Consider the following 25,386-nt stretch of genomic DNA (forward strand, 5'->3'; position numbering starts at 1 on the left):
GCGGCGGGCCCGGGCCTGTCCTTTTCTTTCTTCCCTGTAAAAGAGGGTAAAGTGCTGTAAATCATAGGTTCTGAAGATTATCACGGTTGCGTAAAATTTTAGGTGGTTCTGCACGAAAATATTATCTTGCTAAATTATTTTTATAAATCAAAATTTGAGCACTATGTTAAAGATGCAGATTATCGGGAACCTGGGCAGGGATTGTGTGGTAAATAATGTGAATGGGAAAAGCGTTATCAATTTTACAGTAGCCCATACGGAACGATTTCGGGATGCCCAGGGCAATAACCAGGAAAAAACGACCTGGGTGGATTGTGCCTGGTGGACAGACCGTACTGCAATATCCCAATACCTTACAAAGGGAAAACAGGTGTACGCAGAAGGAACACCGGAGGTAAGAAGCTTTACGCGTACAGACGGAACCAATGGCGCGGTGTTGTCGCTAAGGGTCAGAGAGGTACAGCTGCTCGGAGGGCGCGGAGAAGGCGGTGCTCCGGTAGCCAACAGCGGTTATGGTGCCGGCGCTGCCACTACCACCCCATCGGGTGCGGGCAATGATGACGCTGCGGATGATCTTCCTTTCTAAATTTTTAAAACACAGTAAGAACCGGCCCCAGTGTATGGGGCCTTTTTTAAACCCGGTCGACCAAAATCGAATGCGCCCTGTTTTTTGCCTGATACTTTTATGCACCCTGGCCAGCTGTGGTCCGGTGGTGAATTCTTCCCGGGACGTCAGGTCCCTTTCGCCCAAACAGATAGAAAAGAAATTGCAGGGAAGCTGGCTGATCTATAAGGTAGGCACCCGGAAGGCAGGCGAAGCACAGCTGGAGCCGCTGCAGGATACACTTAACCGGCTGAAGGACCGTCTTGAGCTGACCGCCGTAACCATTGCGCCCCGCCGGTTCATTACCGAAGACAGTACGGGAAGGCTGCAGCAACAGGCCTGGCAATTGCTGCCGCCGGATATGATCGGGTTAGCAGGAGGAGAAGTGTTTGAGATCGCCGTCCTTTCGGACAGCACCCTGGCTCTTTCACTGAGGATCGATCAGAAGAAGGCGCATACCGATGCATTGCTGGCCTGCTACCGGGTGGATGCAGGTAAGCATGAAGGAAAAGACCTGAGCCATCCGCTGCTGAATCAATGGCGGCAGCCACCCCGGCAAGCCGAAACGCGCGCGCAGATCGCCTCCAGGGTGGTCAGCCTGCTGCGTTACGATGCGCTGTACCTGGAGGTATTGAACAGCTCTAACAGCGACTATTTCAATACAAGGAAATTTCACTTACCCTTTTCCTACTATAATGGCGGAATGGGGATGAAAGCCTTCGATCCGGCCTCGCCGTTTGCGGCGCTGTTTTATAACAGCGGAGATGCCCGGAAGGCGTATGAGCTGCTGAAAGAAAACTTCAACGTGCGTCCTTACCCCCGTATAAAAAATTATATGCTGGCCTATGCTGCATTTATGAAGGATCTTGCAGCAGTGATCGAATTGAATGTGCACTGATGGGGTTGACTTTTCCGGAGCCCGGGTAACTGCTGCCACACGAACAAAACGCATGCAGGCATCTGCCGGAACCTTGGGTCTTCCGGATCCGGTACAAACATTTATACAATAATTTAAGGCTTTATTGTTACTTTGTAGACATGCAGGATACAACATATGCTTATCAGCAATTACTTGATTTTACCATTCAGATTTTTAAAAAGATAGGTTGTCCGGATACAGATGCTGCCAGTGCGGCGGAAGTATTGCTGTCCGCGGATCTGCGGGGCGTGGATTCGCACGGGGTGGCCCGCCTGACGGGTTATGTACGGCTTTGGGAGGCAAAACGCGTCAATGCCACCCCGCAGGTAAGGGTCATTCATGAAACGCCTTCCACGGCGGTGGTGGATGGGGATAGCGGGCTGGGCCTGGTAGTGGCGCCTTATGCCATGGCGCTGGCAATTGAAAAGGCCCGCAATGTAGGCACCGGTTGGGTAAGTGTGCAGCACAGCAATCATTACGGGATCGCGGCGGCCCACGCCATGAAGGCGCTGGAGCATGATATGATCGGAATTTCGATGACCAATGCCAGTCCGCTGGTAGCGCCTACTTTTTCCACGTCAAAAATGCTGGGCACCAATCCAATCTGTGTAGCGGCACCTGCCGGTACTGAACCGGCATTCGTGGCGGACCTTGCAACGACAACAGCGGCCAACGGGAAGCTCGAAATATTGCAGCGCAAGAATGAAGCGGCCCCGCTGGGGTGGGTGCAGGATGCCGCGGGGCTGGACTCTACAGACGCGGGGGTCCTGAAAAAAGGAGGCGCCCTGTTGCCGTTGGGCGGCGACCGGGAGCACGGCAGCCATAAGGGATATGCATTGGGCGCCGTAGTGGATATTTTTTCGGCACTTTTAAGCGGGGCCAACTATGCTCCCTGGGTGCCACCTTTTCCGGCCTACGTGCCCATGCCCGACCGGCAGCCCGGAAAAGGCATCGGCCATTTTTTTGGCGCCATGCGGGTAGATGCATTCCGGCCGGTAGAAGCGTATAAACGGGATATGGACGACTGGATCGGCGGGTTCCGCAATGCTACCCCGGTAAAGGGGCAGCACAAAGTGCTGGTCCCCGGCGATCCCGAACGGGAAACGGAAGCAGTGCGACGGGTGCACGGCATTCCGTTGCTGCCGGCAGTAGCTGCAGATCTGAAAGCCCTGGGAGAACGGTTGGGTGTGGTATTTTAAAAAGGATGCTGTTTACTGGTGATTTTTTGCGAAATTCGCGACCGGGTTAAAACAATGAGGCAGGGGAAAGGGAATAAACCCGGTATGTGATTGCGTCGCCGCCGGAGCTGTAAGGGCCCGGCGTAAAAAAAGATCAGGCAGATACCCGATTGCCGGTAACAAGAACTAAATCGTAAAAAGAAATAAACAAGAAGAGCCATGAAGGTAATGAAATTTGGAGGTACCAGTGTTGGTAAACCAGAACGGATGAAACATATTGCATCGCTTTTGCAGAAAGAACAGGAACCATCAATAGTCGTGCTTTCCGCACTTTCCGGAACCACCAACGCACTGGTGGAGATCGGAAATTCCATTGCACGGGGCGACCGGCATACGGCCCAGCAATCCATTAATAACCTGCAGGAACATTACAACAAATTCATAAAAGAACTTTTTACAAAAGAAGCGGCACTGGCAAAAGCCCAGGCCATTATTGATGAACATTTTGAATTCCTGAACATCATCCTGAAAATATCCTTCAGCGAGGCATTGAGCAAAGACATCCTTGCACAGGGCGAATTGCTTTCCACAAAGATCTTCTCCACCTACCTGGAGGAGCAGGATGAATCCTATACCTTGCTGCCGGCGCTTGAGTTTATGAGCATCGACGAAAATGAGGAACCGCAGATCGGGAGCATCCGTATTAAACTAACACAGCTGCTGGGTCAGCATGCAGATAAAAAAGTGCTGGTAACGCAGGGATATATCTGCCGCAATGCACGGGGGGAAGTGGACAATCTGAAGAGGGGCGGCAGCGATTATTCTGCTTCCCTGATTGCCGCCGCGATCAGCGCTTCTGTTTGCGAAATATGGACGGATATTGATGGCATGCATAACAATGACCCGCGGATGGTAGGCACAACGCGGCCGGTGGAACAGCTGAGCTTTGAGGAAGCAGCGGAGCTGGCATATTTTGGCGCCAAGATCCTGCATCCGGCTTCCATTTGGCCGGCACAGCAGTATAAAATACCGGTGAAGCTGCTCAATACAATGGATCCCGAAGCCAAAGGTACCCTTATTACCCAGGATCCTTCCGGTACAGGGGTAAAGGCCGTTGCCGCAAAAGACAATATTTATGCCATCCGTATCAAAAGCAGCCGGATGCTGCTGGCTTACGGATTTTTGAGAAAGGTGTTTGAAGTATTTGAAAAATACAAAACCTCCATCGATATGATCACCACCTCAGAAGTGGCTGTTTCGCTGACGGTGGATAATGCGGATCACCTGGGACAGATCGTTAAAGAGCTGGAAGTATTGGGCGCTGTAAGCGTAGATAAGGACCAGACCATTGTATCGGTGGTTGGTTACCGGATCAATGAAACAGAAGAGATCATCAAGAAATTATTCGGTTCCATCCGGAATGTTCCCATCCGCATGGTGTCTTACGGCGGAAGCCAGCACAATATATCCCTGCTGGTAGGCGCCGATGAAAAAGTGCACCTGCTGAAACAGCTGAATAAGGGAATGTTTGGACTGGATTAGAGGAGATGGGTAGAATTGGTTTCCGGTTTGAGGTTTAAGGTCTCAGGTCAGAGCCGGTTTTATACCCGATGCGATGTCTCGATTCTCAAATCTCGAATCTGATAGCTGATAGCTGAGATCTGAAAGCTAAAAGCTGGTGGTAGATAACTGAAAACCATTGAATCTGTATTGCATACCAGGCTTTGGGGTTGATGAGCGCATCTATGGCAACCTGTCTGTAAATGGTACCCGTCTTTGTTTTCTGAACTGGCTGGATCCGGAACCGGGCGAATCGTTCAATGCCTATGCGCGGCGCATGGCCGAAGGGATCAAAGAAGACAATGCCGTTCTGGTAGGCATCTCGTTCGGCGGTATGATCGCCCTGGAAATTGCAGGGTTCCGGAAGATAAAACAGATCATCCTGATTTCGAGCATTAAAAACAGGTCCGAAATGCCGCTTTCAATGCGGCTTGCCGGCCTGCTCCGTTTAAACCGTATCGTTCCTGTAAAACAGATACAGCAAAGTGCGGTGGCGTACAAAATTGCAAACCGGAAGCTGGGCGCCTATACCGAGGAAGAGCGGGAGTTTGCAAACGCCTACCGCCGCACGGCAACACTTAATTATGTAAACTGGTCCTTTGATAAAATACTCAACTGGCGGCATACAAATGGCTTTAAGAATGTTGTCCATATCCATGGCGATCACGACCGTATTTTTCCGATAAAATATATCCACGCAGATTTTGTCATTAAAGGTGGAACGCATATGATGGTATGGAACCGCGCAGATGAGATCGGCGCGATCATCCGGCAGGTGCTGTTTTGATGATGGCCCCTCGCGTTCTTTTCGGTTTCATTTCACGCGGCAATACAGGGGAGCAGCGAAGCAGCGGCTGTTCAAACCATCTTTTTGTTCTGCGTCTTTTTTAGAACCTCCTTTGGATGACCTTGAGTGCGTTGCGGTTCATTGAACCACAAGGAATATGCGTAGCAACAGGCAGGCGCATCATCCTTTCAGGCGCAATACGGGGATGGTGGTGTTCCAGGCGATCTGTTTGCTTACACTTTTGTGAAAGAGTTGTCCAAAGAAGCTTCGATCGTGGTGAATGAATACCAGGAGCGAAATATGCTGCTGCGTTACAAATGTTTCCAGTCCCGTTTCTATATGCGGCGCCTGCAGGAAATGTACCACGGGGTTCAGGTGGTGCAGCTGTGCCTTGATGGCGCTTATTTTTTCCTGGTTGATGGGGTCGGCTGGGTTCTTGTTCACCGTTACCAGCTGAAGCTCTTTAACCGGCAGCCCGTCCATAAACGCTTCCAGTTGGCGGATGCCGGTTTCGTTCAGCATTTCAAGATCAGATGCCAATGCTATTTTGCCCGGGACGGCGCCTGCCGGCTTGCCCGGAACGATCAGCAGCGGATGGTACAGGCTTTCAATGGCCTTGATCGCATTGCTGCCGATGAGGATCTTTTCCAGTCCCGATTTTTCGGTGATGCCCATGATGATAAGGTTGGGGGCGCCCTTTTCGGTATCCTCATTTACCACATCTCCCAGCAGGCCTTCCGTAACCCGGGTAGTGATGCGGATGGACGGATGAGCGGCCGCAAGCTGCTCCCGGAGCACATTTATTTTTTGTTCCGCGTGTTTGGCTATTTCGGCAGACTGCGCCTCCATGAGCGTATAATTGATAAGGCCGGGTGTGCCTTCGGGGTTGATGCCACCGGAAGGGTCCGCCTGAAAAAGAACAGGCGGCTCATAAACATGCAGCAAAGCCAATTCTTCTGTTTGCCAAAATGCAGCAAGACCCAGTGCGTAGTCAATGGCGTGCGCTGCCTGTTCGGAAAAATCGGTTAGAGCGAGGATCTTTTTCATTTTTATGTTTTTATACCTGCAACTGCTGTACGTCCTGCAACCGGTTTATCACTGCCGGGCAGCAGGACCGTACTTTCATGGCCGGGAAATACATACGGAGCGCGGTAGTTCCCGTATATAAATATACAAAAAAGATGGTGCATCCCGTCTGCGGGGGCATAACAAATGATCAATAAACATCCGGTATTATTTTTTACGGATGCCGCAGGATCACGCGGACAACGGAATAAGCCGTAAGCCGCTGTTGTCATCGGTATGAGAAAATAAAAAGAGGCTGTTCCTATTTTCAGGAACAGCCTCTTTCTGGTGTAAGATCCGGATATTTCTTAGAAGGAGCCGGGATCGCCGTCGTCACCATCCAGGTTGATCTGGTAGGAGTACAGACCGCTGTAACCCGGGTAAATGCCTTCCAGTTCGATTCTGCTGCTCCGGCTGCTGCTTAATACTTTTGCAAGCTCGTCGATCGATTTAACACGCTGGCCGTTGGCAGCGGTAATGATGAATCCCTTATCGATCCGGCTTTTGCTCAGCAGGCCATTGGGGCGTATGTTCTTGATCTCAACGCCGCCGCCATGTATGCGCAGCTGCTCCGCTCTTTTTGTGTCAACGTTCGCCAGCTCCACGCCTAACTGATCGGCGATCTGGTCGGCATTGGTGAGCCTGCTTGCACTGGGCTTTCCGGAGAGGGTTACATCTGTGGTGGTTTCTTTACCACCTCTCAGGTAGGAAAGTTTTACCTTATCTCCCGGTTGTGCGCTGGCAATGATGCCCGACATTTGCAGGCCGGAAGAAACAGCCGTACCGTTTATTTTGGTAATGATATCGCCCCGTTTGATCCCCGCTTTTGAAGCACCTCCGTCGCCGGGGGCTTCCAGTACATATACTCCGTCTCCGTGCTGCAGGCCGGCCTGTTTCAGGCGGCGTTCGTTTTCACCGGGAGTTTTTTGTTCGTCAAAATAGCTGATGCCCAGGTAACCGCGTTTTACATCACCATACTTGATGATGTCGTTGACCACTTTTTTTACAATATTAACGGGTATGGCAAAAGAGTAGCCTGCATAGGTACCGCTTGGGGCCAGGATGGCAGAGTTGATCCCCACCAGCTGTCCGCTGGTATTGATCAATGCGCCCCCGCTGTTTCCCTGGTTCACGGCCGCATCGGTCTGGATGAAAGACTCTACAGGCGACATGCTCTGCTGCCCGTTGATGCCGATGCTGCGGCCTTTGGCGCTGATGATCCCCGCAGTAACGGTAGCTTCCAGGTTAAAGGGATAACCAACTGCCAGTACCCATTGCCCCAGCTTTACATCGTCCGAATTGCCATAGATCATATACGGCAGATTGTTGGCTTCAACTTTTAAAACAGCGATATCCGTACTGGGATCACGTCCGATCACCTTTGCATTATACGTTTTGCGCCCTTCATTCAGGGTCACTTTTATTTCTGCAGCAACACCATCCCCGCCGTCAGAAACAACGTGGTTGTTGGTAACGATATAGCCGTCCTGGCTGATGATCACCCCGCTGCCGGAGGCACGCTGCTCCGGGCGGATCTGCGGGCCCAGGCCAAACATATCGCCAAAGAAGTCGTCAAAAGGATCACCGGTTCTGCCCCGGTTGGGCAGCCCGTTATCCAATTTTTTAGCGGGTATTTTTGTTTTGATGTGCACGACCGCAGGAATCGCCGATTCGGATGCTTTGGTAAAATCAGTAGGCTCGGCAGCATTGCCTTTGCTGTCAAAGAAACTGGCATAGTTTGCGGGCAATTTTCCATCTACAGGCACGCCCACGGTGCTGGCGCCACTGCGTGCAAATTTTCCGTAAAGGAAAATGCCTGCGAATGCAGACAGCACACTGATCACAACCACTAAAAGAATTTGTTTCAATTTCATTTTACGATTCAATTTAAAAGTTTCGTTTTCAAAAATTATGCCTTGCTCCTGCAAAATAACGAACTGTACAGGACATTTGAAAGAGCAGGGCGTCAGTTTAACAAAGTTTTACTAAAGTCTTCGTACTTCGGTCCGGGGCGTCCGGAGTTCGAAGATCCTGACCAGTAGGCCCTTTCAGACCGCGGGGTTCAGGGAGTTTAAAAAGGCGAGCGTATCCTCGCCATCGGCATACTGGTCTATTGCCGGCGACTGTGCCTGTCCGAAGGGAATGCAATCGTGGCCGATCATACATTGCACGGACGGATTGTTGACCAGCTCGCCCACCAGGTTGGCTTTGTTTCCATAAAAACCGTAGTTCAGCTGGCTTACCGGCGAAAACAGGGCCTGCTCTTCTACAAGCAACAAGGCGGCCGTGCTCATATAAAACCGGTTGTTGAGCAGGCACAGGGCCAGGTTATAGTCATAGTTGTTCTTGTATTTATGTACATCCGCCAGGTAGTCGTATTTCCGGAAGGCCTGCAGCAGGGGCTCAAAAGAATACTGCTCCGGCACAAAGATCTTGGTCACGTTGCGGCATCCCATTCCAAAGTACAGATGCACATCGTCTGCCAGCGCCGCCAGTTCCGTTTCTGTTTCCTTCCCGGTCAGCAGCGCAACGGAGGTCCGGTTGCGGCGGATGAGGTGCGGGTACGGGGCAAAGTAATAATCAAAATAACCGGCAGTGTTATCGCTGCCGGTGGCAATATAAGCATCGCAGCCTTTCAGCAGGGTAGAGAAACGGATCCATTCTGCCACTTCTGGCTCCCAGGCTGTCATTTGGGTTACCAGATGCCGGATGAGGGCTTCATCTTTTGAAGAGGCTTTGATAAGACATCGATGCCCGCTGATAAAAACGCAGAGCAGGTCGTGAAACCCCACCAACGGAATGTTTCCGGCCATAACAACGCCCACCAGTTTTGGAGCCGGATTGCCTGCTTCCGGAAGCGCATAGGAGCCGGCCCATGTTTTTAACAGGGGCTCCTGTAAGAATGCAGTAACGATATTGTGCACCGACCGGTCGATGAATTCCGGTAAGAACCACCCGTTGTTGCGGAATGCCTGTTCTTTCGCTGCCAGCCAGCCGGGACTGTCTGCCTGCATATAAGCGCCCAATTTGGTCAATAAACGGATGCGTTGCGATAATGTCATCTTCAATGATTAATTTTGTACAAAATAAATAGATTACAGCATACGTTCAATCAAATAATAATTATTCGACATGGCAATAAAAATAACCGAAGAGTGTATTAACTGTGGAGCCTGTGAGCCGGAATGTCCCAATAATGCCATTTATGAAGGAGGCGTGGAGTGGACCATTTCAGACGGAAATACGGTTGCAGGAGAGTTTAAGCTGTTTAACGGCAATGTGGTAGACGCCCACTTTAAAAATGCGCCCATCAGTGATGATACCTACTATATTGTGCCCGATAAATGTACCGAATGCCAGGGTTTTCATGAAGAGCCCCAATGTGCATCGGTTTGTCCGGTTGACTGCTGCGTACCGGATGAAATGTACCAGGAAACCGTAGAAGAATTGCTCGCCAAAAAAGAGAAATTACATTTATAAACGTCAACAAGAGCGGATCAACAGGGATGCGGTTCATGGCAGCGTTGTCTGGTCTTTAACTGGAAATATGAAGAAAACGATCGCGTTAGTAACAGGAGGACTTTCGGGAGAATCGGTGATTTCTTATAAGAGCGCTGCTACTATCGAAAAGAACCTGGACCGGGAAAAGTACAATGTGTATGTTATCGACATCAATCCCGAAGGGTGGTTTTATACCAATAGTGCCGGCAACAAAACGGCTGTAAACAAGGACGATTTTTCAATTGTTGCAGACGGGCAAAAGATCAATTTTGATGCGGCGCTGATCGGTATGCACGGCACTCCGGGGGAAGACGGGAAGCTCCAGGGCTATTTTGATATGCTGGGGATCCCCTATACCGGCTGTGATGCGGCCAGCTCCGCCATTACCTTTAATAAAAGATATGCCGTTGCGGTAGCCAGGATGGCAGGCATCGGAGTAGCCAACTCCCGGCACCTGTTTGCGCATACACCCGTAGCAGCGGCAACGATCCTGCAGCAGCTGCAATTGCCCCTGTTCGTAAAGCCGAATAACGGCGGGTCCAGCATCGGCATGAGCAAGGTAGGGGAAGCGGACGAACTGGATGCTGCAATAGAAAAAGCGTTTAAAGAGGACAACCAGGTACTGGTGGAAGAAATGATCACCGGGCGCGAGTTTACCGTTGGTGTGTATAAGGCAAACGGAGCGATCCATGTATTGCCGCTGACCGAAGTGAAGGCACACGACAGCAAAGCCTTTTTTGACTTTGAAGCAAAGTATGAAGGGAAATCTACGGAAGTTACACCCGCCGTGGTAGCGGAATCCATTGCAGAAAAAATAAGGACAGCGGCAACAAAGGTCTATGAAGTATTCAATTGCCGCGGTGTGATCCGGATCGATTTTATTTATAATGAACAGGAAGACCGTCCGTATATGCTGGAAGTGAACACGATACCCGGGCAAAGCGCCGCCAGCATCGTACCCCAGCAGGTAGCTGCGGCCGGGGAAAAGCTGACCGATTTTTATAGCCTTCTGGTTGACGAGTGTTTTTAAGGTTTCCTGCTCCGGGTGTGCATGGGCTCCGGTTTTATGCCTGATTTGCACATTTGCACATTTTCAAATTGCTAAAAGCTGACAGCTGATAGCTGAATTATGCTATATTTACCGAGAATAATCAACGCATGTTTCGTTTTATAACAAGAAGACCGCTTTGGGTAAATATACTGGCCGGGATCATCCTGGCCTTAGCCGTTTTTTCAATGGTGATCCTCTCGCTGGGATGGCTGACACATCACAACGATGCGCAGACGGTGCCGCCGCTGTTGGGCAAAACCCTGGCGCAGGCGGAAAAGATCCTGACCGATGCCGGCTTTGAAGTAGTGGTGCAGGACAGTATCTTTAACGACACGCTGAAGCCCCTGCAGGTGGTGCGGCAGGTGCCGGACGAGTACGAGGTGGTAAAGTCTAACCGAACCGTGTACCTGACCATCAACCGTGCCGCGCCGCCGTTAATTGAAATGCCCAATATCATCGGGTACAGTTTACGGAGCGCCGAGTTTACGTTGACGAATATGGGCCTGAAGCTGGGCGATACCACTTTTAAGCCGGATTTTGCCAAGAATACCGTACTGGAGCAATTGTATAATGGGGTAGCCATCCAGCCCGGTGCTAAAATAAGACAGGGCGCCCGTATTGACCTGATCATCGGAAGCGGGCTGGGAACTTCCTTCCTGGTTCCCAGGCTTGTGGGGCTTACGTATGCAGAGGCAAAAGCGCTTCTGGAGGGCAAGGGCCTCGGGGTGGGGTCCGTTATCCCTGAAGCGGGGGTTGCGGATACGGCCAGTGCCTTTGTGTACCGCCAGAACCCGGACCGTTTTGACGCGGAAGGAAATGCCCGGTCCATACGCCCCGGACAGATCGTGGATGTATGGCTGAGCCTGGAACGGCCGGTGGTGGATTCAACGGGCAGCGGTACCCTGCCCGATTCGCTGCAGCAGGAATCTCCTGATACGCCGGCGGAGTAGCTGTTTTGATCATTGTTTAAAATATACATAAATATGAATACCATTACTGTTCAGGATCTGAAAAAAAGGATCGACAGCGGCGAAAAGATCAACCTGATTGATGTAAGAGAGCCGGCTGAGTATGACGAATACAATATTGGCGGTAAGCTGGTCCCGCTGGGAAAAATTCAGAATATGGAGGTTGAGGAGCTGGAATCTTTAAAAGAAGAAGAAGTGATCCTTCATTGCCGCAGCGGAAAACGGAGCGCTACCGCTTGTTTGCTGCTCGATGCCATGGGTTTTCAAAATACGGTGAATGTGGAAGGCGGCGTGATGGCCTGGCAGGAGGCGTTTGAATGATACAACCGGTGACCGTTGGACCTGAAATTAAAAAAGTGCCGGAAGGCACTTTTTTGTTTGCGTTATGCTCACTTTTTGCTTTTCTCTTTATAAGGAATGATCCGGTACCCCGATTCCGGGAGGTCGAATTTTGATAAGGGAACGGCCCCGAAATCGATACTGGAAACGGTATAGGTGACCTTTGTTTTTCCATCGGATGCGCCATATTCCATTACCAGCCCCGGCAGGTTCTTGTTGAGATACTGGAACTCCGTATTGACCGGAATGAGTTCTTTGGTAAAGTAAACGGTGAACGTAGTACCATCGGTCATTTTGCCAATAGCCTTCTGACAGTTGTAATTGGCAATGGTTTTAAACTCGTTCTCAATGGTATAAGTAATGTTCTCGTTTTTTTTGTTGTGGTTCTTCCAGTCGGCTGCGGAAAGCTTCATCATGTATTTTTCGCCATAATCCTTTAAAATGGTAGCGCCCCCGGTTTTGCCGTCAATGATCACCGATTCGGTACCCAGGGAGCTGATCATATCCGCCCGGCTGGCATTTCCTTTCAGATAAATAACACTGGTGGCACCATCCAGCATATTTGCCTTGCTGGGCTTGTCATTATTGGTATTGATGACAATATCATAATAAATAGTGGCTTCAGTCAGTTTTCTCTGGCCCCAGATGGCAGTGCTCAAAAACAACCCCATCAATACTGTTACAACTGTTTTTTTCATTTCCATTCAATACTTTGTACAGACGAGCCAAATTAGTGAAATGGTTGCGTATGAAAAAATAGAATATCCGGCTTCGGAACCCGGGGAGAAGGGGCGGGGATGAATTGCCGGAATTACAATTAACCGCCTCGTCTGCACAGGAAAAGCTCATGATCTTTTCCTGCAAATTCATCATTTTATCTTAATTTCGGCGAAAATAAATTAGGTAATGGCCGAGAAGATATTAATGCCCCGTTTGAGTGATACCATGACAGAAGGAGTTATCGCAGATTGGCATAAAAAAGTAGGAGATCCTGTTAAAAAAGGCGATCTGCTGGCAGAGATCGAGACCGATAAAGCCACGATGGAGCTGGAAAGCTATAAGGATGGGGTGATTCTCCATTTGGGCGGCCCCAAGGGTAGTAAATTACAGGTAGACGACCTGTTGGCGATCGTGGGTGAAGCAGGGGAGGATATTTCCGGACTGATCGGCAATGGCGGCGGCGCTGCCAAAAGCGCTGCTCCTGCAGAAGCTGAGGCTCCTAAAGAGGCGCCGAAAGAAGCTCCCAAAGCCCAACCGGCTGCTGCTGCGGCACCGGCGGTGGATGTATCTAAAATGGAAGAAGTGGTGCTGATGCCCCGTTTGAGCGATACCATGACAGAAGGCGTTATTGCCAGCTGGGCAAAGAATGTAGGCGATCCTGTTAAAAAAGGCGATCTCCTGGCAGAGATTGAGACCGATAAGGCCACGATGGAGCTGGAAAGCTATAAGAACGGCACCTTGCTTTACCAGGGGGCTGCAAAAGGAGAAAAGATACAGGTGAATGACCTGCTGTGCATCATCGGTGATGCGGCAAAAGTGGATGTAGACGCCATTGTGGCCGCGGTCAAAGGCGGAGGTGCTGTTGCAGCAACGGGCGGCGAGGCTGCCCCCGAACCACAGGCTCCGGCATCCGCTCCGGCAGCACCTGCCCCGGAAACGGCTCCGGCTTCCGGCGACGGCCGCATCAAGGCATCGCCGCTGGCAAAAAAGCTGGCCGCAGAAAAAGGGGTAGACCTGAGCCGTGTAAAAGGCAGTGGCGATAATGGCCGGATCACCAAATCGGATATTGATAATTACCAGCCGGCGGCAGCGCAAAGCCCGGCTTCGGCCCCGGCAGCACCTGCAGCACCGGCCGGTCAGGAAAGCTTTGAAGATGTCCCCGTTTCGCAAATGCGTAAAACCATCAGCCGCCGACTTTCCGAAGTAAAGTTCTCGGCTCCGGAGTTTTACCTTACTATGGAGATCAATATGGACAAAGCGGTCGCCAGCCGCGCCCAGCTGAATGAGATTTCGGCCAACAAGATCTCTTATAACGATATGGTTCTGAAAGCCTGCGCCGTGGCATTGAAGAAACATCCGGCCATCAACAGCAGCTGGATGGGCGAAACGATCCGGGTCAATCATCATGTGAGCATTGGCGTAGCGGTGGCCGTGGAGGAAGGATTGCTGGTACCGGTAGTGCGTTTTGCGGATACAAAATCCCTGTCGCAGATCGCCGGAGAGGTAAAAGACTTTGCCCAGCGGGCGAAAAATAAGAAACTGCAGCCGGCAGACTGGGAGGGGAACACGTTTACGATCTCCAACCTGGGAATGTTTGGAATTGAGGAATTTACGGCCATCATCAACCCCCCGGCTTCCTGTATCCTTGCAGTGGGTGCGATCAACGAAGTGCCGGTTATCAAAAACGGTGAGGTCGGGATTGGTAATATTATGAAAGTGACCCTTACCTGCGATCACCGGGTGGTGGACGGGGCAACGGGCGCGGCATTTCTCCAAACCCTTAAACAACTTCTGGAAGAACCGCTCCGGATGCTGGTTTAAAACCGCGTGACCGGAAAATAAATCATACAGGCTGCAACCTTTTTTGGGAGCAGCCTGTTCTATTATACGGAAAGAAAAAATGTATGAGTAAAAAAACAGTGGTGCTGGGAGCATCTGAAAATCCCGCCCGGTACAGCAATATGGCCATTAAGCGGTTGCGGACTCATGGACATGAGGTGGTGGCCATTGGCAAGCGGGAAGGCCGGATCAATGATGTGGCAATACAAAAGGAGCAGCCGGAAGAACAGGATGTGGACACCGTTACAGTGTACCTGAATCCCATACATCAGCAGCAGTACGAAGATTATATCCTGAAATTACACCCTAAACGCATTATTTTTAACCCGGGCGCGGAAAACGAGGTATTGGCGCAAAAAGCAAGGCTACAGGGAATAGAGCCGGTTGCCGCCTGTACCCTGGTACTATTGGCTACCAATCAATTTTAAACGATAACCCAAAAAGAAGCTATGAGAAAGATCTTGCTGTTATTTATTGCAGCCATTGTACTGAAAAGTACGTTGCAGGCCCAATCCTATAAACCGGTTGAGGCAGAGAGCAAAGTAGTATTCGTGATCAAGAATATGGGCACAGATGTGGAAGGGAGTTTTAAAGGGCTGGAGGGCGTGATCCATATAAACCCGGCCGACTGGAGCAAAAGTTATTTTGATGTAACGGTGGATGTAAATACGATCGATACCAAAAACAGTAAACGGGACAATCACCTGAAGCGGCCCGATTTTTTTAACGCGGCTCAATATCCCGAGATCCGGATCCGGTCCAGCCGCATCCTACCCAAGCAGGGGAATATTTATTATGCGGAAGCGACGCTCACCATGCACGGTATTTCCCGGGAGATCAGATTTGATTTTATTGCCCGGCCCGCTGACGGCGGATTTCTGCTGACCTCGAATTTTTCGTTGAACCGGCTGGATTATAAGATCGGCCGGAGCAGCATTACAATGGCGGATAAAGTGATCGTTATGCTTTCTGTGCTCGCTAAAAAGTAGGCAGCCTGTTTCTATGATAAGAATCGTTCTGTTCTGGTTGTTCCTGGTCACCGGCGTTACCGGCCTGTGGGCGCAAACCGGCGCGGGAACCACAGAAAAGAGGTTGCGGATCAGCGTGCTGACCTGCGGGGCCGGCAGCGAACTTTACGCTTCCTTCGGGCATACGGCCATCAGGATAAGCGATAGCACCGGCGGGACAGATGAAGTGTATAATTATGGCACTTTTGATTTTAATGATCCGCAGTTCTATTCGAAGTTCACTCTGGGAAAGCTATTGTATTTTTTGGAAAAAGAAGCCTACGGGGATTTCCTGTATGATTATGTGCAGGAGGGCAGGGCGGTGACGGAACAGGTGCTCCATCTGTCAAATGAAGACGGGGAAAAGATCCGGGCCTTTCTCGAAAATAACCTGCTGCCGGCCAACCGGGCCTACCGGTACGATTTTCTTTTTGACAATTGCGCCACAAGAGTACGGGATGTTTTTCCACTGGTGCTGGGGCGGTCGTTTCAGTTTGGAGCGGCACTTCAGGAAAAACCGCTCCGTTTCCGCGAGGCGATCGACCGGCGCCTGTCCGGCAAGCCCTGGCAGCGCCTGGGGATCGATATCATATTGGGCAACCCGGTAGATGCGCGCATGAATGACCAGGCCTCTATGTTCCTGCCGGATTACCTTTACAACGGCCTGCAAGGTGCCCGGTATCATGGAAAACCGTTGGTTACCAGCAGGCAGATCTTTATAGGCGGTCTGCATCTCCGGGGGAACACCAGCAACCAGCCTTTTTGGATCCTGCTGCTCCTGCTGTTGCTGGTAGCTGCCGTACATCTTATTACGGCGCTTCAAAAATACAGGAAGAGCGTGGCTGTTGCGGTCCTGTTTCTTACCGGGTTGCTGGGATTGCAGCTGCTGTTCATGTGGCTGTTCACCAATCACCAGTCCTGCGCCTACAACTGGAATATCTTATGGGCCTTTCCGCTCAATGTATTTATGGCTTTTATAAAGGATAACCGGTTGCGGAAGTACTGCAGTATTTTGGCTATTGCCGCGCTTATCGCTGCTCTGGTTGTACATTTTTGCGGCATTCAGCAAATGCCGCTGAAAGAAATAGCGCCACTGCTGGCTGCTTTGCTGGTTATTTATGGGTATAATGTAAAAGACAGCATATCCAAATAAAACCGGTTGATGGCAATTCCGGGGTGTTTCAGATTTCAGGTTTCAAGTTTTAGTTGGTTCTAAACGGAACTTTGAACATTAAACCTGGAACTCTCTCTTAAGGAAACGACATGGATTCCATATTCATTATCCCTTACGGTCATAAGCCCATTCTACCAGGGTAGCGCCCCAGGTAAAGCCTCCGCCGAATGCCGCCAATACAACTTTATCTCCTTTTTTCAGACGGTCTTCCCATTCCCAAAGACAAAGGGGAATGGTAGCTGCGGTCGTATTTCCGTATTTCTGAATGTTGATCATTACCTTTTCCTTCGGCAGGCCCATGCGCTGGGCGGTAGCATCAATGATCCTGAGGTTGGCCTGGTGGGGGGCCAGCCAGGCAATGTCGTCTCCTGTTAAATGATTGCGTTCCAGCAGCAGGGCGCTTACATCTGCCATACCGGTAACTGCAAATTTGAAAACGGCTTTACCTTCCTGGTAAGCATAGTGCTCGCGGGCTGCCACTGTTTCGGCGCTTGCGGGGTACATGGATCCACCGGCTTTCATCCTTAAATATTGCGCGCCGCTTCCATCGCTTTTCAAAACACTGTCTTTGATGCCATACCCGTTTTCGGAGGGCTCCAGTAAAACGGCGCCGGCGCCATCGCCAAAAATAATGCAGGTAGCACGGTCGGTATAATCGATGATGGAGCTCATCTTATCAGCGCCCACCACCACTACTTTTTTGTAGCGCCCGCTTTCGATCAGTGTGGCGCCCAGCGTAAGGGTGTACAAAAAGCCCGAGCAGGCTGCGGAAACATCGAACCCCCATGCATTTTTTGCACCGATCTTATCACAAACAAGATTTGCCGTAGCCGGAAAGACCATATCAGGCGTTACCGTGGCCACGATCAGGCAATCGATCTCCATGGGATCGATGCCCCGTTTTTCACAAAGTTGCTTTACAGCAGGTACGATCATTTCTGAAATGCCTTTCCCTTCGCCTTTCAGTATCCGGCGTTCCTCGATCCCCGTACGTGTGCGGATCCATTCGTCTGTAGTATCTACAATTTTCTCCAGGTCGAAATTGGTTAACTTGTCTTCAGGAACATATCCGCCCACTGCCGTAATGGCTGCTGTAACTTTGTTGCTCATCTGGTAAAAAAAATTTAGCGCCAAAGTTAGGGTGAATGTGCGGGAATTGGAAATCATAAATTAGAAATGGAAAATCCGGAATTAGAAATTTAAATTCGCATCATGTATGCATATCTAAAAGGAAGCTTTGTAAGCAAGACCCCGTCCTCTGTAATTGTTGATGTGAACGGTGTGGGCTATGAAGTAAACATCAGCCTGAATACTTATTCAATGATTGAGGGCCTGGAGGAAGGGCTCCTTTTTATACACCTCATCGTGCGGGAAGATGCACAGCTGCTGTATGGATTTTCCGAACATAAAGAGAAGGATATTTTTCTGGGATTGATCAGCGTCTCCGGTATCGGGGCGGGCACTGCAAGACTGATCCTTTCTTATATGAAGCCCGATGAGATCGTTAAGGCCATTACCTATGGTGATGCAAAGAGCCTCGAACGTATAAAGGGTATCGGGAAAAAAACGGCTGAACGCGCTGTGCTCGAACTAAAGGATAAGCTGGGCAAGCTGCATACGGATCTGCCGGTGGAATTGCCGGCTGCTGCGGTTCCTTCTGTGCGGCAGGATGCAGTGGAGGCCCTGCAGGCATTGGGTATTCAGCGTTCACAGGCAGAGCAGTCGGTACAGCAGATCCTTACCCGCGAGCCGGAGCTCAGTTTGGAACAGCTGGTTAAAAAAGCGTTGAAGGGGGTTTAGAACGGTTTGATGTTTCAGGTTTAACGTTTGCAGTTTAGGGCTCAATGCTGAAAGCTTACTCAAACACCGACGGATCATTATTGATCTCGATCCAGTAATGGTCCGGGTCCCGGAGCCAGATCTGCTTTACACCATCCACGCGGGTGGTAACGGCCGACCGTTTGCCGCTGACATCTTCGTAGGGAACCTTATTCCTGTTCAGCTTGCTGATAAAGTCTTCCAGGGAAGGTACGGAAAAGCACATATGGTTATTTTTAAAGTATTCCTTTGGCTTTTCAGCACCTAAAATAATGTGCAATGTGGTTTTGGGACCGGTCCTGAACCAGGCATGCTTGCCTATTTTAAAAGGCTCTTCCACCTGTTCCAGCCCGATGATATCGGCATAAAAAGCGGCTGCTTTTTTCAGATCGGTTACATAAATGGCCTGATGGTTCGCCAATACGACGGATTTTTTTTGTTCCTGTGCATGTAGGCTCATAGCTGAAAAGAAAATGAGAATAAGGATTGATTGAATTTTTTTCATGACCGCAAAGCATTAATAGGTCAAATGTATCGATTTTATAAATGAAAAGTAACACCGGCCTGTGGGATTCCGGATGCCGGTTTGGGGACGTTGTTAAAAACCTGTGAGGTCTGCAATCCGCGGATTACAGACCCCACAGGTTTTTCCCGGGCAGTATAGATGCCTGCCTTACGGCCGGCTCAGGTCCTTTAAATAGGATACATGGGAAACAAAAGCATGCCGCACCTGGGGATATTCTATATAGTTTACGTTAAACTCAGCACAGGTGTTTTTGATGATCTTATTGATCCGGGGATAGTGGATATGGGAAATCTTCGGAAAAAGATGATGCTCCACCTGGAAGTTGAGACCGCCCATGAACCAGCAGGCCAGCCTGTTCTTTGTGGCAAAATTGGCAGTGGTCTTCAGCTGATGGATCGCCCATTCGTCATCGACTTTGTTATTTTGCGCGTTAACAACGGGAAAATGGGTATGCTCTACTGTATGCGCCAGCTGAAAAACGACACTCAGTACAAAGCCGGAAAACAGTGTATAAACAAGAAACCCGATTAACCAATCCTGGAAGCCCAGCAGGTAAATGGGGAACCCTACAAATAAAAAAATGTGCAGGAGCTTGAATCCCCAGAAGGTAATATGGTCCTTTGCTTTCATTTTCTTCAAAGGAATATCGCCCACTTTTCCGGTGAAATATTTTTTGTAGTCGGAAAAAAAGATCCAGAAAAGATACAACAGGGAGTAAGCAAGCCAGAAATAAAGATGCTGATACCGGTGCATTTTGTGGTACTTCTGGGATTCGCACAGCCTCAGGAAGGGCTTGGCATCCAGGTCATCGTCAATACCGTCGATGTTGGTATAAGCGTGGTGAATGACGTTGTGCTTCATTTTCCACATAAATGTATTGGCGCCCAGGAAGTTTAATGAGGAGGCGGCCAATGTGTTCACCCAGGGCTTGCTGCTGAAGCTTCCGTGTGCCCCGTCGTGCATGATGTTAAAGCCGATGGCGGAAGTAAACAAACCCAGCAACAGGCATTCGCCGATTGCCCAGACGGTTGCGGGAGTGAAGAATACGAGGTGTATATAAGTGGCCAGAAACCCCACCACAAGGAACAAGGCTTTTGAATACAGGCGGAAATTACCTGTGCTGCGCACCCCTTTTGACGCAAAATAGTCGTGTATCCGGTTTTTGAGAACCGTATGAAATGAGGGAGGTGGAGGAGTCGCAAACTTTGGAAAGGCCATTGTTAGAATTATTTTATTGGGCTGCAAAGGTAACTAAAATGCGTTAGCCTTCTGTGGCAAATTATGATAAAATATTTTCTTTTGTTTTAACATTTCTACGTCAGGTTTCGTTGAGGATCACCGGTGAGAGGTTTTCCAAACCGATCAGCTTGGTGGTGAGCAGGCCTTCTGCGTGCTTCACCCCGATGCGCTTTCCGAGCATCCGGCTTCTGGCCAGGATGCTTTCCCGGAAGTCCGGTGTGGAGATATAGGTTTGAGGCTCAGGATCATCGGTATTGGTTTTGCCGGTGTAGAACTGGGTTGCGTAAGCCTCAATGGCTTTCATTTTGAGGTCGATGACCGGCGTAATATCGATCAGGACATTGGGCTCGTGGTACCAGTCCTGCATATACTGGAAAAAATAAGAGGGCCGCCATTTTGGTTGTGGAATGCCATCATCACCGGTTGTTTCAATTTTGGACAGGCCCGATAAAAAGCAGGCGTCATTGATCAGCTGCCCGGCACGGCCATGATCCGGATGGCGGTCTGCCAGCACATTGCCCAAAATGATATCCGGCTGGTATTTACGGATCGCACGGATCAGGCGGATCTGGTGCTCTTCATCATTCCTGAAAAAGCCATCCCGCATTTTCAGGTTCTCCCGTACGGACACGCCCATGATGCGGGCTGCTTCGGCCGCTTCCCGGTGACGGGTTTCACTGGTGCCCCGGGTACCCAGTTCCCCCTGGGTAAGGTCGATAATGCCGGCCTTTTTGCCGGACCGGATCTCTTTGAGCAGTGTTCCGGCGCAGCAGAGCTCCACATCATCCGGATGCACGCCAATTGCAAGGATATCTAATTTCATGAACGAGTGTTTGTTTTTTTCGGGCTGTAAGAAACTCTTAATACACCGGCAAAGAAACAAAAGAAAAAGCAAGAAAGTTTAAAGCGGGGCGGGAATTGAGCCCCGGTGGTTCCGGCAGGAGCGATCCGGATCGCTCCTGCCGGGTAGCGGACGGCCCGGGATGGCGAAAAGGAGCCTTACAAACCTGACGGTTGCCCGTTAACTGCAAAGAGCGGAAGAGACGGAGGTTTCAATGCTGTCCTGCTCACAGGTCCTTTCTGCGTTTTAGAGAAATGCCTCAATATCTTCCTCGGAGGGTACAAGATCCAGTATTTTCACGAGTTTTTTGTTTTTATTGAGGAGAACGCGGAAAGGTACCCATTTGAGGTTATAATATCGGGCAAGCTCCGAGTCAAAGCCTTTTAGATCGGATACATTGATCCACCGGTCTATTTTATCTTCCTTAACGGTTGCTAACCAGTCTTCTTTGCGCTTGTCAAAGGACACGGATACGATTTCAAACCCCTTGCCGGCATACTTTTCATATAATCTGGTAAGTGCGGGATGCCCGGCCCTGCATCCCGGGCAGGTGCGGTAGCCGATATCGATCAGGATCAGTTTTTTGTTTTTAATATCGGAGAGTTTAAAAGCAGCACCGTCAATCGTTTTCATGCTGAAGTCATAGAACCGTTTTTCGCCGGTCAGTTTTTCTTTTCTCTTAAAGTCTTCCTGTATGACTGCAATTGCTTCGTTATTTTGTTGCTTTTGGTCAAGCAGGCCAATATATTTTTTAGTTGAAGCGTCACTCACATAAGAGTAGGCTTTGCTGATCAGGTAGGGCGCCAGGACATGATGCGGATATCGCCGCAACACGCTATCCATGTACCGGGTTATCCTGAGTTGCTTTTTGTTTTCGTTAAAGGAAGCATCGGTTTTTTCATAAAGCCTTTCGATCAACCCGTCGTACAATTTTGAGTCCTGAGGGCCATCCAGTATTTTGCCCAAAAGCACGATCAGTTGGTTGCCTGCAGCGTCGGGAACCATTGTTTCTTTACAGGTAATCGTATAGGTACCGGGTTGTAACCAGATTACATAAGCCATCTGGGAATTTGCGGACCAGATCTGCGTGTACCTGGAAGCGCTGATGGTATCCTGGTATTCAAATGACCCGTCCTTGCTGACCGGCACTTTTACGCCGTTGAAGCCAAACCGTATATAATTGGAATAAGTTACCTGCTCAATTTTTCCGTGTACAATAACTTTTTTTTGCTGGCCAAACAAGGCGGCAATATTCAATAGGGCGATAAGCAGCAGTATGTTCTTTTTCATGAATGGTTGTTAATGTTGAATCGTTATATAAATGCCCAGCTATCAGCAAACAGGATAGCAATATAGTTATTTTATATAATAAGAAAACATAAAATCCACAGGGCCAATCGGGGTATATTAGAAAAACGGAACAGGCACCTGCAACGGAAAAAAGAGTGGTTGGGCGCGGACCTAAAACCCCACCGCCTGCTGCTATTTGATCTTATCCCGGATCTCTTGCAGCTTCAGCAGTGCTTCCACAGGCGTAAGCCGGTTGATATCGATATCGGTCAGTGCCTTCCGGATGGCATCAAAGGTTTCGCTGTGCTCGTCAAAGATCGACAACTGGAATTTTGGAGCGTTGACCTCTTTGATCTTATCCCTGATGGTTCCTGCATCTCCGTCTGCTTCATGCATATGTTTATTCTCCAGCTGGCTGAGGATTTCATTGGCCCTTTGGATAAGGGCCGGCGGCATACCGGCCATTTTGGCCACATGGATCCCGAAGCTGTGGGTGCTGCCACCCCGGGCCAGCTTGCGAAGGAAGATGATCTTATTGCCGATCTCTTTATTAGTAACGTGGTAGTTTTTTACCCGCTGCAGCTTTTCTTCCAGCTCATTGAGCTCGTGGTAATGTGTGGCAAACAGGGTCTTGGGTTGATGCGGCGATTGGTGCAGGTATTCTGCAATGCTCCAGGCAATGGAGATACCATCGTAGGTAGAAGTGCCCCGGCCGATCTCGTCCAGCAGCACCAGGCTTTTATCGGTAATGTTGTTGATGATGGAGGCGGTCTCATTCATTTCCACCATAAAAGTGCTCTCCCCGCCGCTGAGGTTATCGGATGCGCCCACCCGTGTAAAGACCTTGTCGGTCAGCGAAATGCTGGCCTCCGTAGCGGGTACAAAACTGCCCATATGGGCCATAAGGGTAATGAGCGCGGTCTGACGCAGCAGTGCCGATTTACCGCTCATGTTCGGACCGGTAAGGATGATGATCTGCTGGTCGGTCTTATTCAGTTCAAGATCGTTGTGGATATATGTTTCCCCAACGGGCAGGTTGCGCTCAATAACCGGATGGCGCCCTCCTTTTACACTCCAGACCACTTCTTCATGAACGGTTGGTTTTTTATACTGGTAGTGGATGGCATTGTGGGCAAAGCAGCCCAGGCAATCCAAAATCGCGATCAGGTTGCCATTTGCCTGCACCGGGGCCAGGTAGTCGGATAGTTCTGTCAGCAGTTGGTCGTATAATTGCTGCTCAAGCTGTAAGATCTTTTCCTCGGCGCCTGTGATCTTTTCTTCGTACTCCTTCAGCTCGGGTGTTATATAGCGCTCCGCATTGGTCAGCGTTTGTTTGCGGATCCAGTTTTCAGGCACTTTGTTCTTATGTACATGCGTTACCTCCAGGTAATAGCCGAATACATTGTTGAACCCCACTTTCAGGGAGCTGATGCCGGTCAGCTCTGCTTCCTTTACCTGTAGCTGGGTCAGGTAAGCTTTCCCATCCCTGGAGATGGTGCGCAGCTCATCCAGTTCTTGCAGTATGCCGCTTTGGATCACGCCGCCTTTGATGATCGTAGCGGGCGGCTGCTCAACGATCTCTGCGGTGATCTTTGCCGCAATGACGGGGCATGGATTCAGCGCATCACCGATCCGTTTCAGGTAGGGGTTGGCCTGGCCCAGGCATACCTGTTTGATGAGGGCTACCTGCTGCAATCCCCGGGCAAGCTGCAGCACCTCCCTCGGGTTGATCTTTTTGGTAGGTATTTTAGCCACAAGCCGCTCAATATCGCCACAGAGCTTAATGGCCTGTATCAATGACTGCCGGAGCCCGGGGTCTTTGATCATGACCTCAACAACATCCAGCCGTTCGTTTATTTTATGGATGTCGATCAGGGGGAAGATGATCCACCGCCGGAGCAGGCGCGCGCCCATCGGAGACACGGTATTGTCCAGCACTTTCAACAGGGTATGACCGTCTGCCGGCCCGCCTGCAAGTTCCAGGTTGCGGATGGTGAATTTATCCATCCATAAGAATTCGTTCTTATGAATGCTGCCGATGGAAGTAATATGCTGCAGGTTGGGGTGCTCGGTATCTTTGAGGTAGTGGATCACAGCGCCCGCTGCGGTAATACCGTGCTCCATTGTTTCGATCCCAAATCCTTTCAGCGAATGTGTCTGAAAATGTTTTAACAATACATCCGCCGCATAATTTTTGTCGAAGATCCATTCATCCAGTGTATAGGTATAGGTTTTGCTGCCGAAATATTCTTTGTATTTCTTTTGCTGGTGGCGCTGGAACACAACCTCGGCCGGGCGGAAGCTTTGTAAGAGCTTGTCGGCATATTCGCGGTCGCCTTCGGCTGCAAAGAATTCCCCGGTAGAGAGGTCGAGGAAGGCAAGGCCAAACTGGTCATCGTCCGCAAAATGAATGCCCGCCAGAAAATTATTGCTGTTGTGCTCCAGTAGTTTGTCGTTGATTGCTGTTCCGGGCGTCAGCATTTCCGTAACCCCTCTCTTAACGATCCCTTTTGCCTGTTTGGGGTCTTCCAGCTGATCACAGATCGCCACGCGGTAGCCGGCTTTCACCAATTTGTGCAGGTAGGTATCCAGCGAATGGTGGGGAAAACCCGCCAGGTCCAGGGATGCGGCGGCCCCGTTGTTTCTTTTGGTAAGCGTAATGCCCAGCACCTGGGAGGCAATGACGGCTTCCTGGCCAAAGGTTTCGTAAAAATCGCCTACACGGAACAGCAACACGGCATCGGGGTATTTTTGTTTGATTGCCTTGTGCTGCTGCATCAGCGGGGTATCCTGTGGGTTATGATTCTTTGCCTTTGCCATGGAGCGCAAAAATAGGGTAAAACCGCGTTTGTTCTGGCAGTAACAGCGGGCAAAAAAGAAGGGTCCGGCGCGGCGGTATATCGATAAACGAATTGATTTACAAGGATATTTCCGGTTGTGGCATAATTGTTGGGCATGGT

24 protein-coding genes are annotated in these 25,386 nt (G+C 50.1%); 14 read left to right on the plus strand and 10 right to left on the minus strand.

What is annotated here, in order from left to right:
- Positions 1-163 precede the first annotated feature (163 nt).
- From B160_RS0121520 to B160_RS0121540, 5 genes are all read left to right on the plus strand, one after another.
- Complete coding sequence (locus tag B160_RS0121520) at positions 164-586, plus strand: single-stranded DNA-binding protein (protein ID WP_018630013.1); 423 nt, start codon at positions 164-166, stop codon at positions 584-586.
- Between the two features lie 70 nt (positions 587-656).
- Positions 657-1,502: a hypothetical protein gene (locus B160_RS0121525; RefSeq protein WP_018630014.1), complete on the plus strand. Its 846-nt coding sequence runs from the start codon at positions 657-659 to the stop codon at positions 1,500-1,502.
- A gap of 140 nt (positions 1,503-1,642) precedes the next feature.
- Positions 1,643-2,722, plus strand: a complete 1,080-nt coding sequence (locus tag B160_RS0121530) for an Ldh family oxidoreductase (RefSeq protein ID WP_018630015.1) — start codon at positions 1,643-1,645, stop codon at positions 2,720-2,722.
- A 198-nt stretch (positions 2,723-2,920) separates the two neighbouring features.
- On the plus strand, positions 2,921-4,243 hold the full coding sequence (locus B160_RS0121535; RefSeq protein WP_018630016.1) for an aspartate kinase: 1,323 nt from the start codon (positions 2,921-2,923) through the stop codon (positions 4,241-4,243).
- Positions 4,244-4,400: 157 nt separating this feature from the next.
- Positions 4,401-5,048: an alpha/beta fold hydrolase gene (locus B160_RS0121540; protein ID WP_018630017.1), complete on the plus strand. Its 648-nt coding sequence runs from the start codon at positions 4,401-4,403 to the stop codon at positions 5,046-5,048.
- A 180-nt stretch (positions 5,049-5,228) separates the two neighbouring features.
- On the opposite strand, the gene B160_RS0121545 is transcribed toward B160_RS0121540, so the two are convergent.
- The 3 genes from B160_RS0121545 to B160_RS0121560 all read right to left on the minus strand — a co-directional run bounded on the left by B160_RS0121545 (position 5,229) and on the right by B160_RS0121560 (position 9,175).
- Positions 5,229-6,095: a universal stress protein gene (locus B160_RS0121545; protein WP_018630018.1), complete on the minus strand. Its 867-nt coding sequence runs from the start codon at positions 6,093-6,095 to the stop codon at positions 5,229-5,231.
- A gap of 326 nt (positions 6,096-6,421) precedes the next feature.
- Complete coding sequence (locus B160_RS0121555) at positions 6,422-7,987, minus strand: trypsin-like peptidase domain-containing protein (protein ID WP_040680310.1); 1,566 nt, start codon at positions 7,985-7,987, stop codon at positions 6,422-6,424.
- A gap of 174 nt (positions 7,988-8,161) precedes the next feature.
- Positions 8,162-9,175 (minus strand): hypothetical protein, encoded by a 1,014-nt coding sequence (locus B160_RS0121560; protein ID WP_018630021.1) that lies wholly within the window; start codon positions 9,173-9,175, stop codon positions 8,162-8,164.
- 70 nt (positions 9,176-9,245) lie between these two features.
- Between B160_RS0121560 and B160_RS0121565 the strand changes: the two genes are divergently transcribed.
- The 4 genes from B160_RS0121565 to B160_RS0121580 all read left to right on the plus strand — a co-directional run bounded on the left by B160_RS0121565 (position 9,246) and on the right by B160_RS0121580 (position 11,954).
- Positions 9,246-9,593, plus strand: a complete 348-nt coding sequence (locus B160_RS0121565) for a 4Fe-4S dicluster domain-containing protein (RefSeq protein WP_018630022.1) — start codon at positions 9,246-9,248, stop codon at positions 9,591-9,593.
- Between the two features lie 67 nt (positions 9,594-9,660).
- Positions 9,661-10,644 carry a D-alanine--D-alanine ligase gene (locus tag B160_RS0121570; protein ID WP_018630023.1) on the plus strand — a complete coding sequence of 328 codons (984 nt, stop codon included), beginning with the start codon at positions 9,661-9,663 and terminating at the stop codon, positions 10,642-10,644.
- 128 nt (positions 10,645-10,772) lie between these two features.
- The gene (locus B160_RS0121575; protein ID WP_018630024.1) at positions 10,773-11,615 is read left to right on the plus strand and encodes a PASTA domain-containing protein; all 843 of its coding nucleotides are present in this window, start codon (positions 10,773-10,775) and stop codon (positions 11,613-11,615) included.
- 33 nt (positions 11,616-11,648) lie between these two features.
- Positions 11,649-11,954 (plus strand): rhodanese-like domain-containing protein, encoded by a 306-nt coding sequence (locus B160_RS0121580; protein ID WP_018630025.1) that lies wholly within the window; start codon positions 11,649-11,651, stop codon positions 11,952-11,954.
- Between the two features lie 68 nt (positions 11,955-12,022).
- On the opposite strand, the gene B160_RS0121585 is transcribed toward B160_RS0121580, so the two are convergent.
- Entirely contained in the window at positions 12,023-12,670 is a 648-nt protein-coding gene (locus B160_RS0121585; RefSeq protein ID WP_157558173.1) for a hypothetical protein, read from the minus strand.
- A 208-nt stretch (positions 12,671-12,878) separates the two neighbouring features.
- On the opposite strand from B160_RS0121585, the gene B160_RS0121590 reads away from it, so the two are divergent.
- The 4 genes from B160_RS0121590 (at position 12,879) to B160_RS0121605 (ending at position 16,691) form a co-directional block, all read left to right on the plus strand.
- Positions 12,879-14,513 carry a pyruvate dehydrogenase complex dihydrolipoamide acetyltransferase gene (locus tag B160_RS0121590; RefSeq protein WP_018630027.1) on the plus strand — a complete coding sequence of 545 codons (1,635 nt, stop codon included), beginning with the start codon at positions 12,879-12,881 and terminating at the stop codon, positions 14,511-14,513.
- A gap of 83 nt (positions 14,514-14,596) precedes the next feature.
- Positions 14,597-14,959 carry a CoA-binding protein gene (locus tag B160_RS0121595; protein WP_018630028.1) on the plus strand — a complete coding sequence of 121 codons (363 nt, stop codon included), beginning with the start codon at positions 14,597-14,599 and terminating at the stop codon, positions 14,957-14,959.
- Positions 14,960-14,980: 21 nt separating this feature from the next.
- On the plus strand, positions 14,981-15,520 hold the full coding sequence (locus tag B160_RS0121600; protein ID WP_018630029.1) for a YceI family protein: 540 nt from the start codon (positions 14,981-14,983) through the stop codon (positions 15,518-15,520).
- A gap of 13 nt (positions 15,521-15,533) precedes the next feature.
- Entirely contained in the window at positions 15,534-16,691 is a 1,158-nt protein-coding gene (locus B160_RS0121605; protein ID WP_018630030.1) for an Lnb N-terminal periplasmic domain-containing protein, read from the plus strand.
- A gap of 126 nt (positions 16,692-16,817) precedes the next feature.
- On the opposite strand, the gene B160_RS0121610 is transcribed toward B160_RS0121605, so the two are convergent.
- The gene (locus tag B160_RS0121610; protein WP_040680311.1) at positions 16,818-17,822 is read right to left on the minus strand and encodes a beta-ketoacyl-ACP synthase III; all 1,005 of its coding nucleotides are present in this window, start codon (positions 17,820-17,822) and stop codon (positions 16,818-16,820) included.
- Positions 17,823-17,924: 102 nt separating this feature from the next.
- Between B160_RS0121610 and ruvA the strand changes: the two genes are divergently transcribed.
- On the plus strand, positions 17,925-18,512 hold the full coding sequence (gene ruvA / locus B160_RS0121615) for a Holliday junction branch migration protein RuvA (RefSeq protein WP_018630032.1): 588 nt from the start codon (positions 17,925-17,927) through the stop codon (positions 18,510-18,512).
- A 55-nt stretch (positions 18,513-18,567) separates the two neighbouring features.
- On the opposite strand, the gene B160_RS0121620 is transcribed toward ruvA, so the two are convergent.
- The 5 genes from B160_RS0121620 to mutS all read right to left on the minus strand — a co-directional run bounded on the left by B160_RS0121620 (position 18,568) and on the right by mutS (position 25,246).
- Positions 18,568-18,951, minus strand: a complete 384-nt coding sequence (locus B160_RS0121620) for a VOC family protein (protein WP_245562257.1) — start codon at positions 18,949-18,951, stop codon at positions 18,568-18,570.
- Between the two features lie 252 nt (positions 18,952-19,203).
- Positions 19,204-20,274 (minus strand): fatty acid desaturase family protein, encoded by a 1,071-nt coding sequence (locus tag B160_RS0121625; protein ID WP_018630034.1) that lies wholly within the window; start codon positions 20,272-20,274, stop codon positions 19,204-19,206.
- A gap of 100 nt (positions 20,275-20,374) precedes the next feature.
- Positions 20,375-21,118 carry a bacillithiol biosynthesis deacetylase BshB1 gene (bshB1, locus tag B160_RS0121630; protein ID WP_018630035.1) on the minus strand — a complete coding sequence of 248 codons (744 nt, stop codon included), beginning with the start codon at positions 21,116-21,118 and terminating at the stop codon, positions 20,375-20,377.
- 264 nt (positions 21,119-21,382) lie between these two features.
- Positions 21,383-22,426 carry a TlpA family protein disulfide reductase gene (locus B160_RS30840; protein ID WP_018630036.1) on the minus strand — a complete coding sequence of 348 codons (1,044 nt, stop codon included), beginning with the start codon at positions 22,424-22,426 and terminating at the stop codon, positions 21,383-21,385.
- 192 nt (positions 22,427-22,618) lie between these two features.
- Entirely contained in the window at positions 22,619-25,246 is a 2,628-nt protein-coding gene (gene mutS / locus B160_RS0121640) for a DNA mismatch repair protein MutS (RefSeq protein WP_018630037.1), read from the minus strand.
- Positions 25,247-25,386 lie beyond the last annotated feature (140 nt).

Origin of the sequence: Niabella aurantiaca DSM 17617 (assembly GCF_000374125.1) — a bacterium.
GTDB classification, from domain to species: Bacteria; Bacteroidota; Bacteroidia; order Chitinophagales; family Chitinophagaceae; genus Niabella; species Niabella aurantiaca.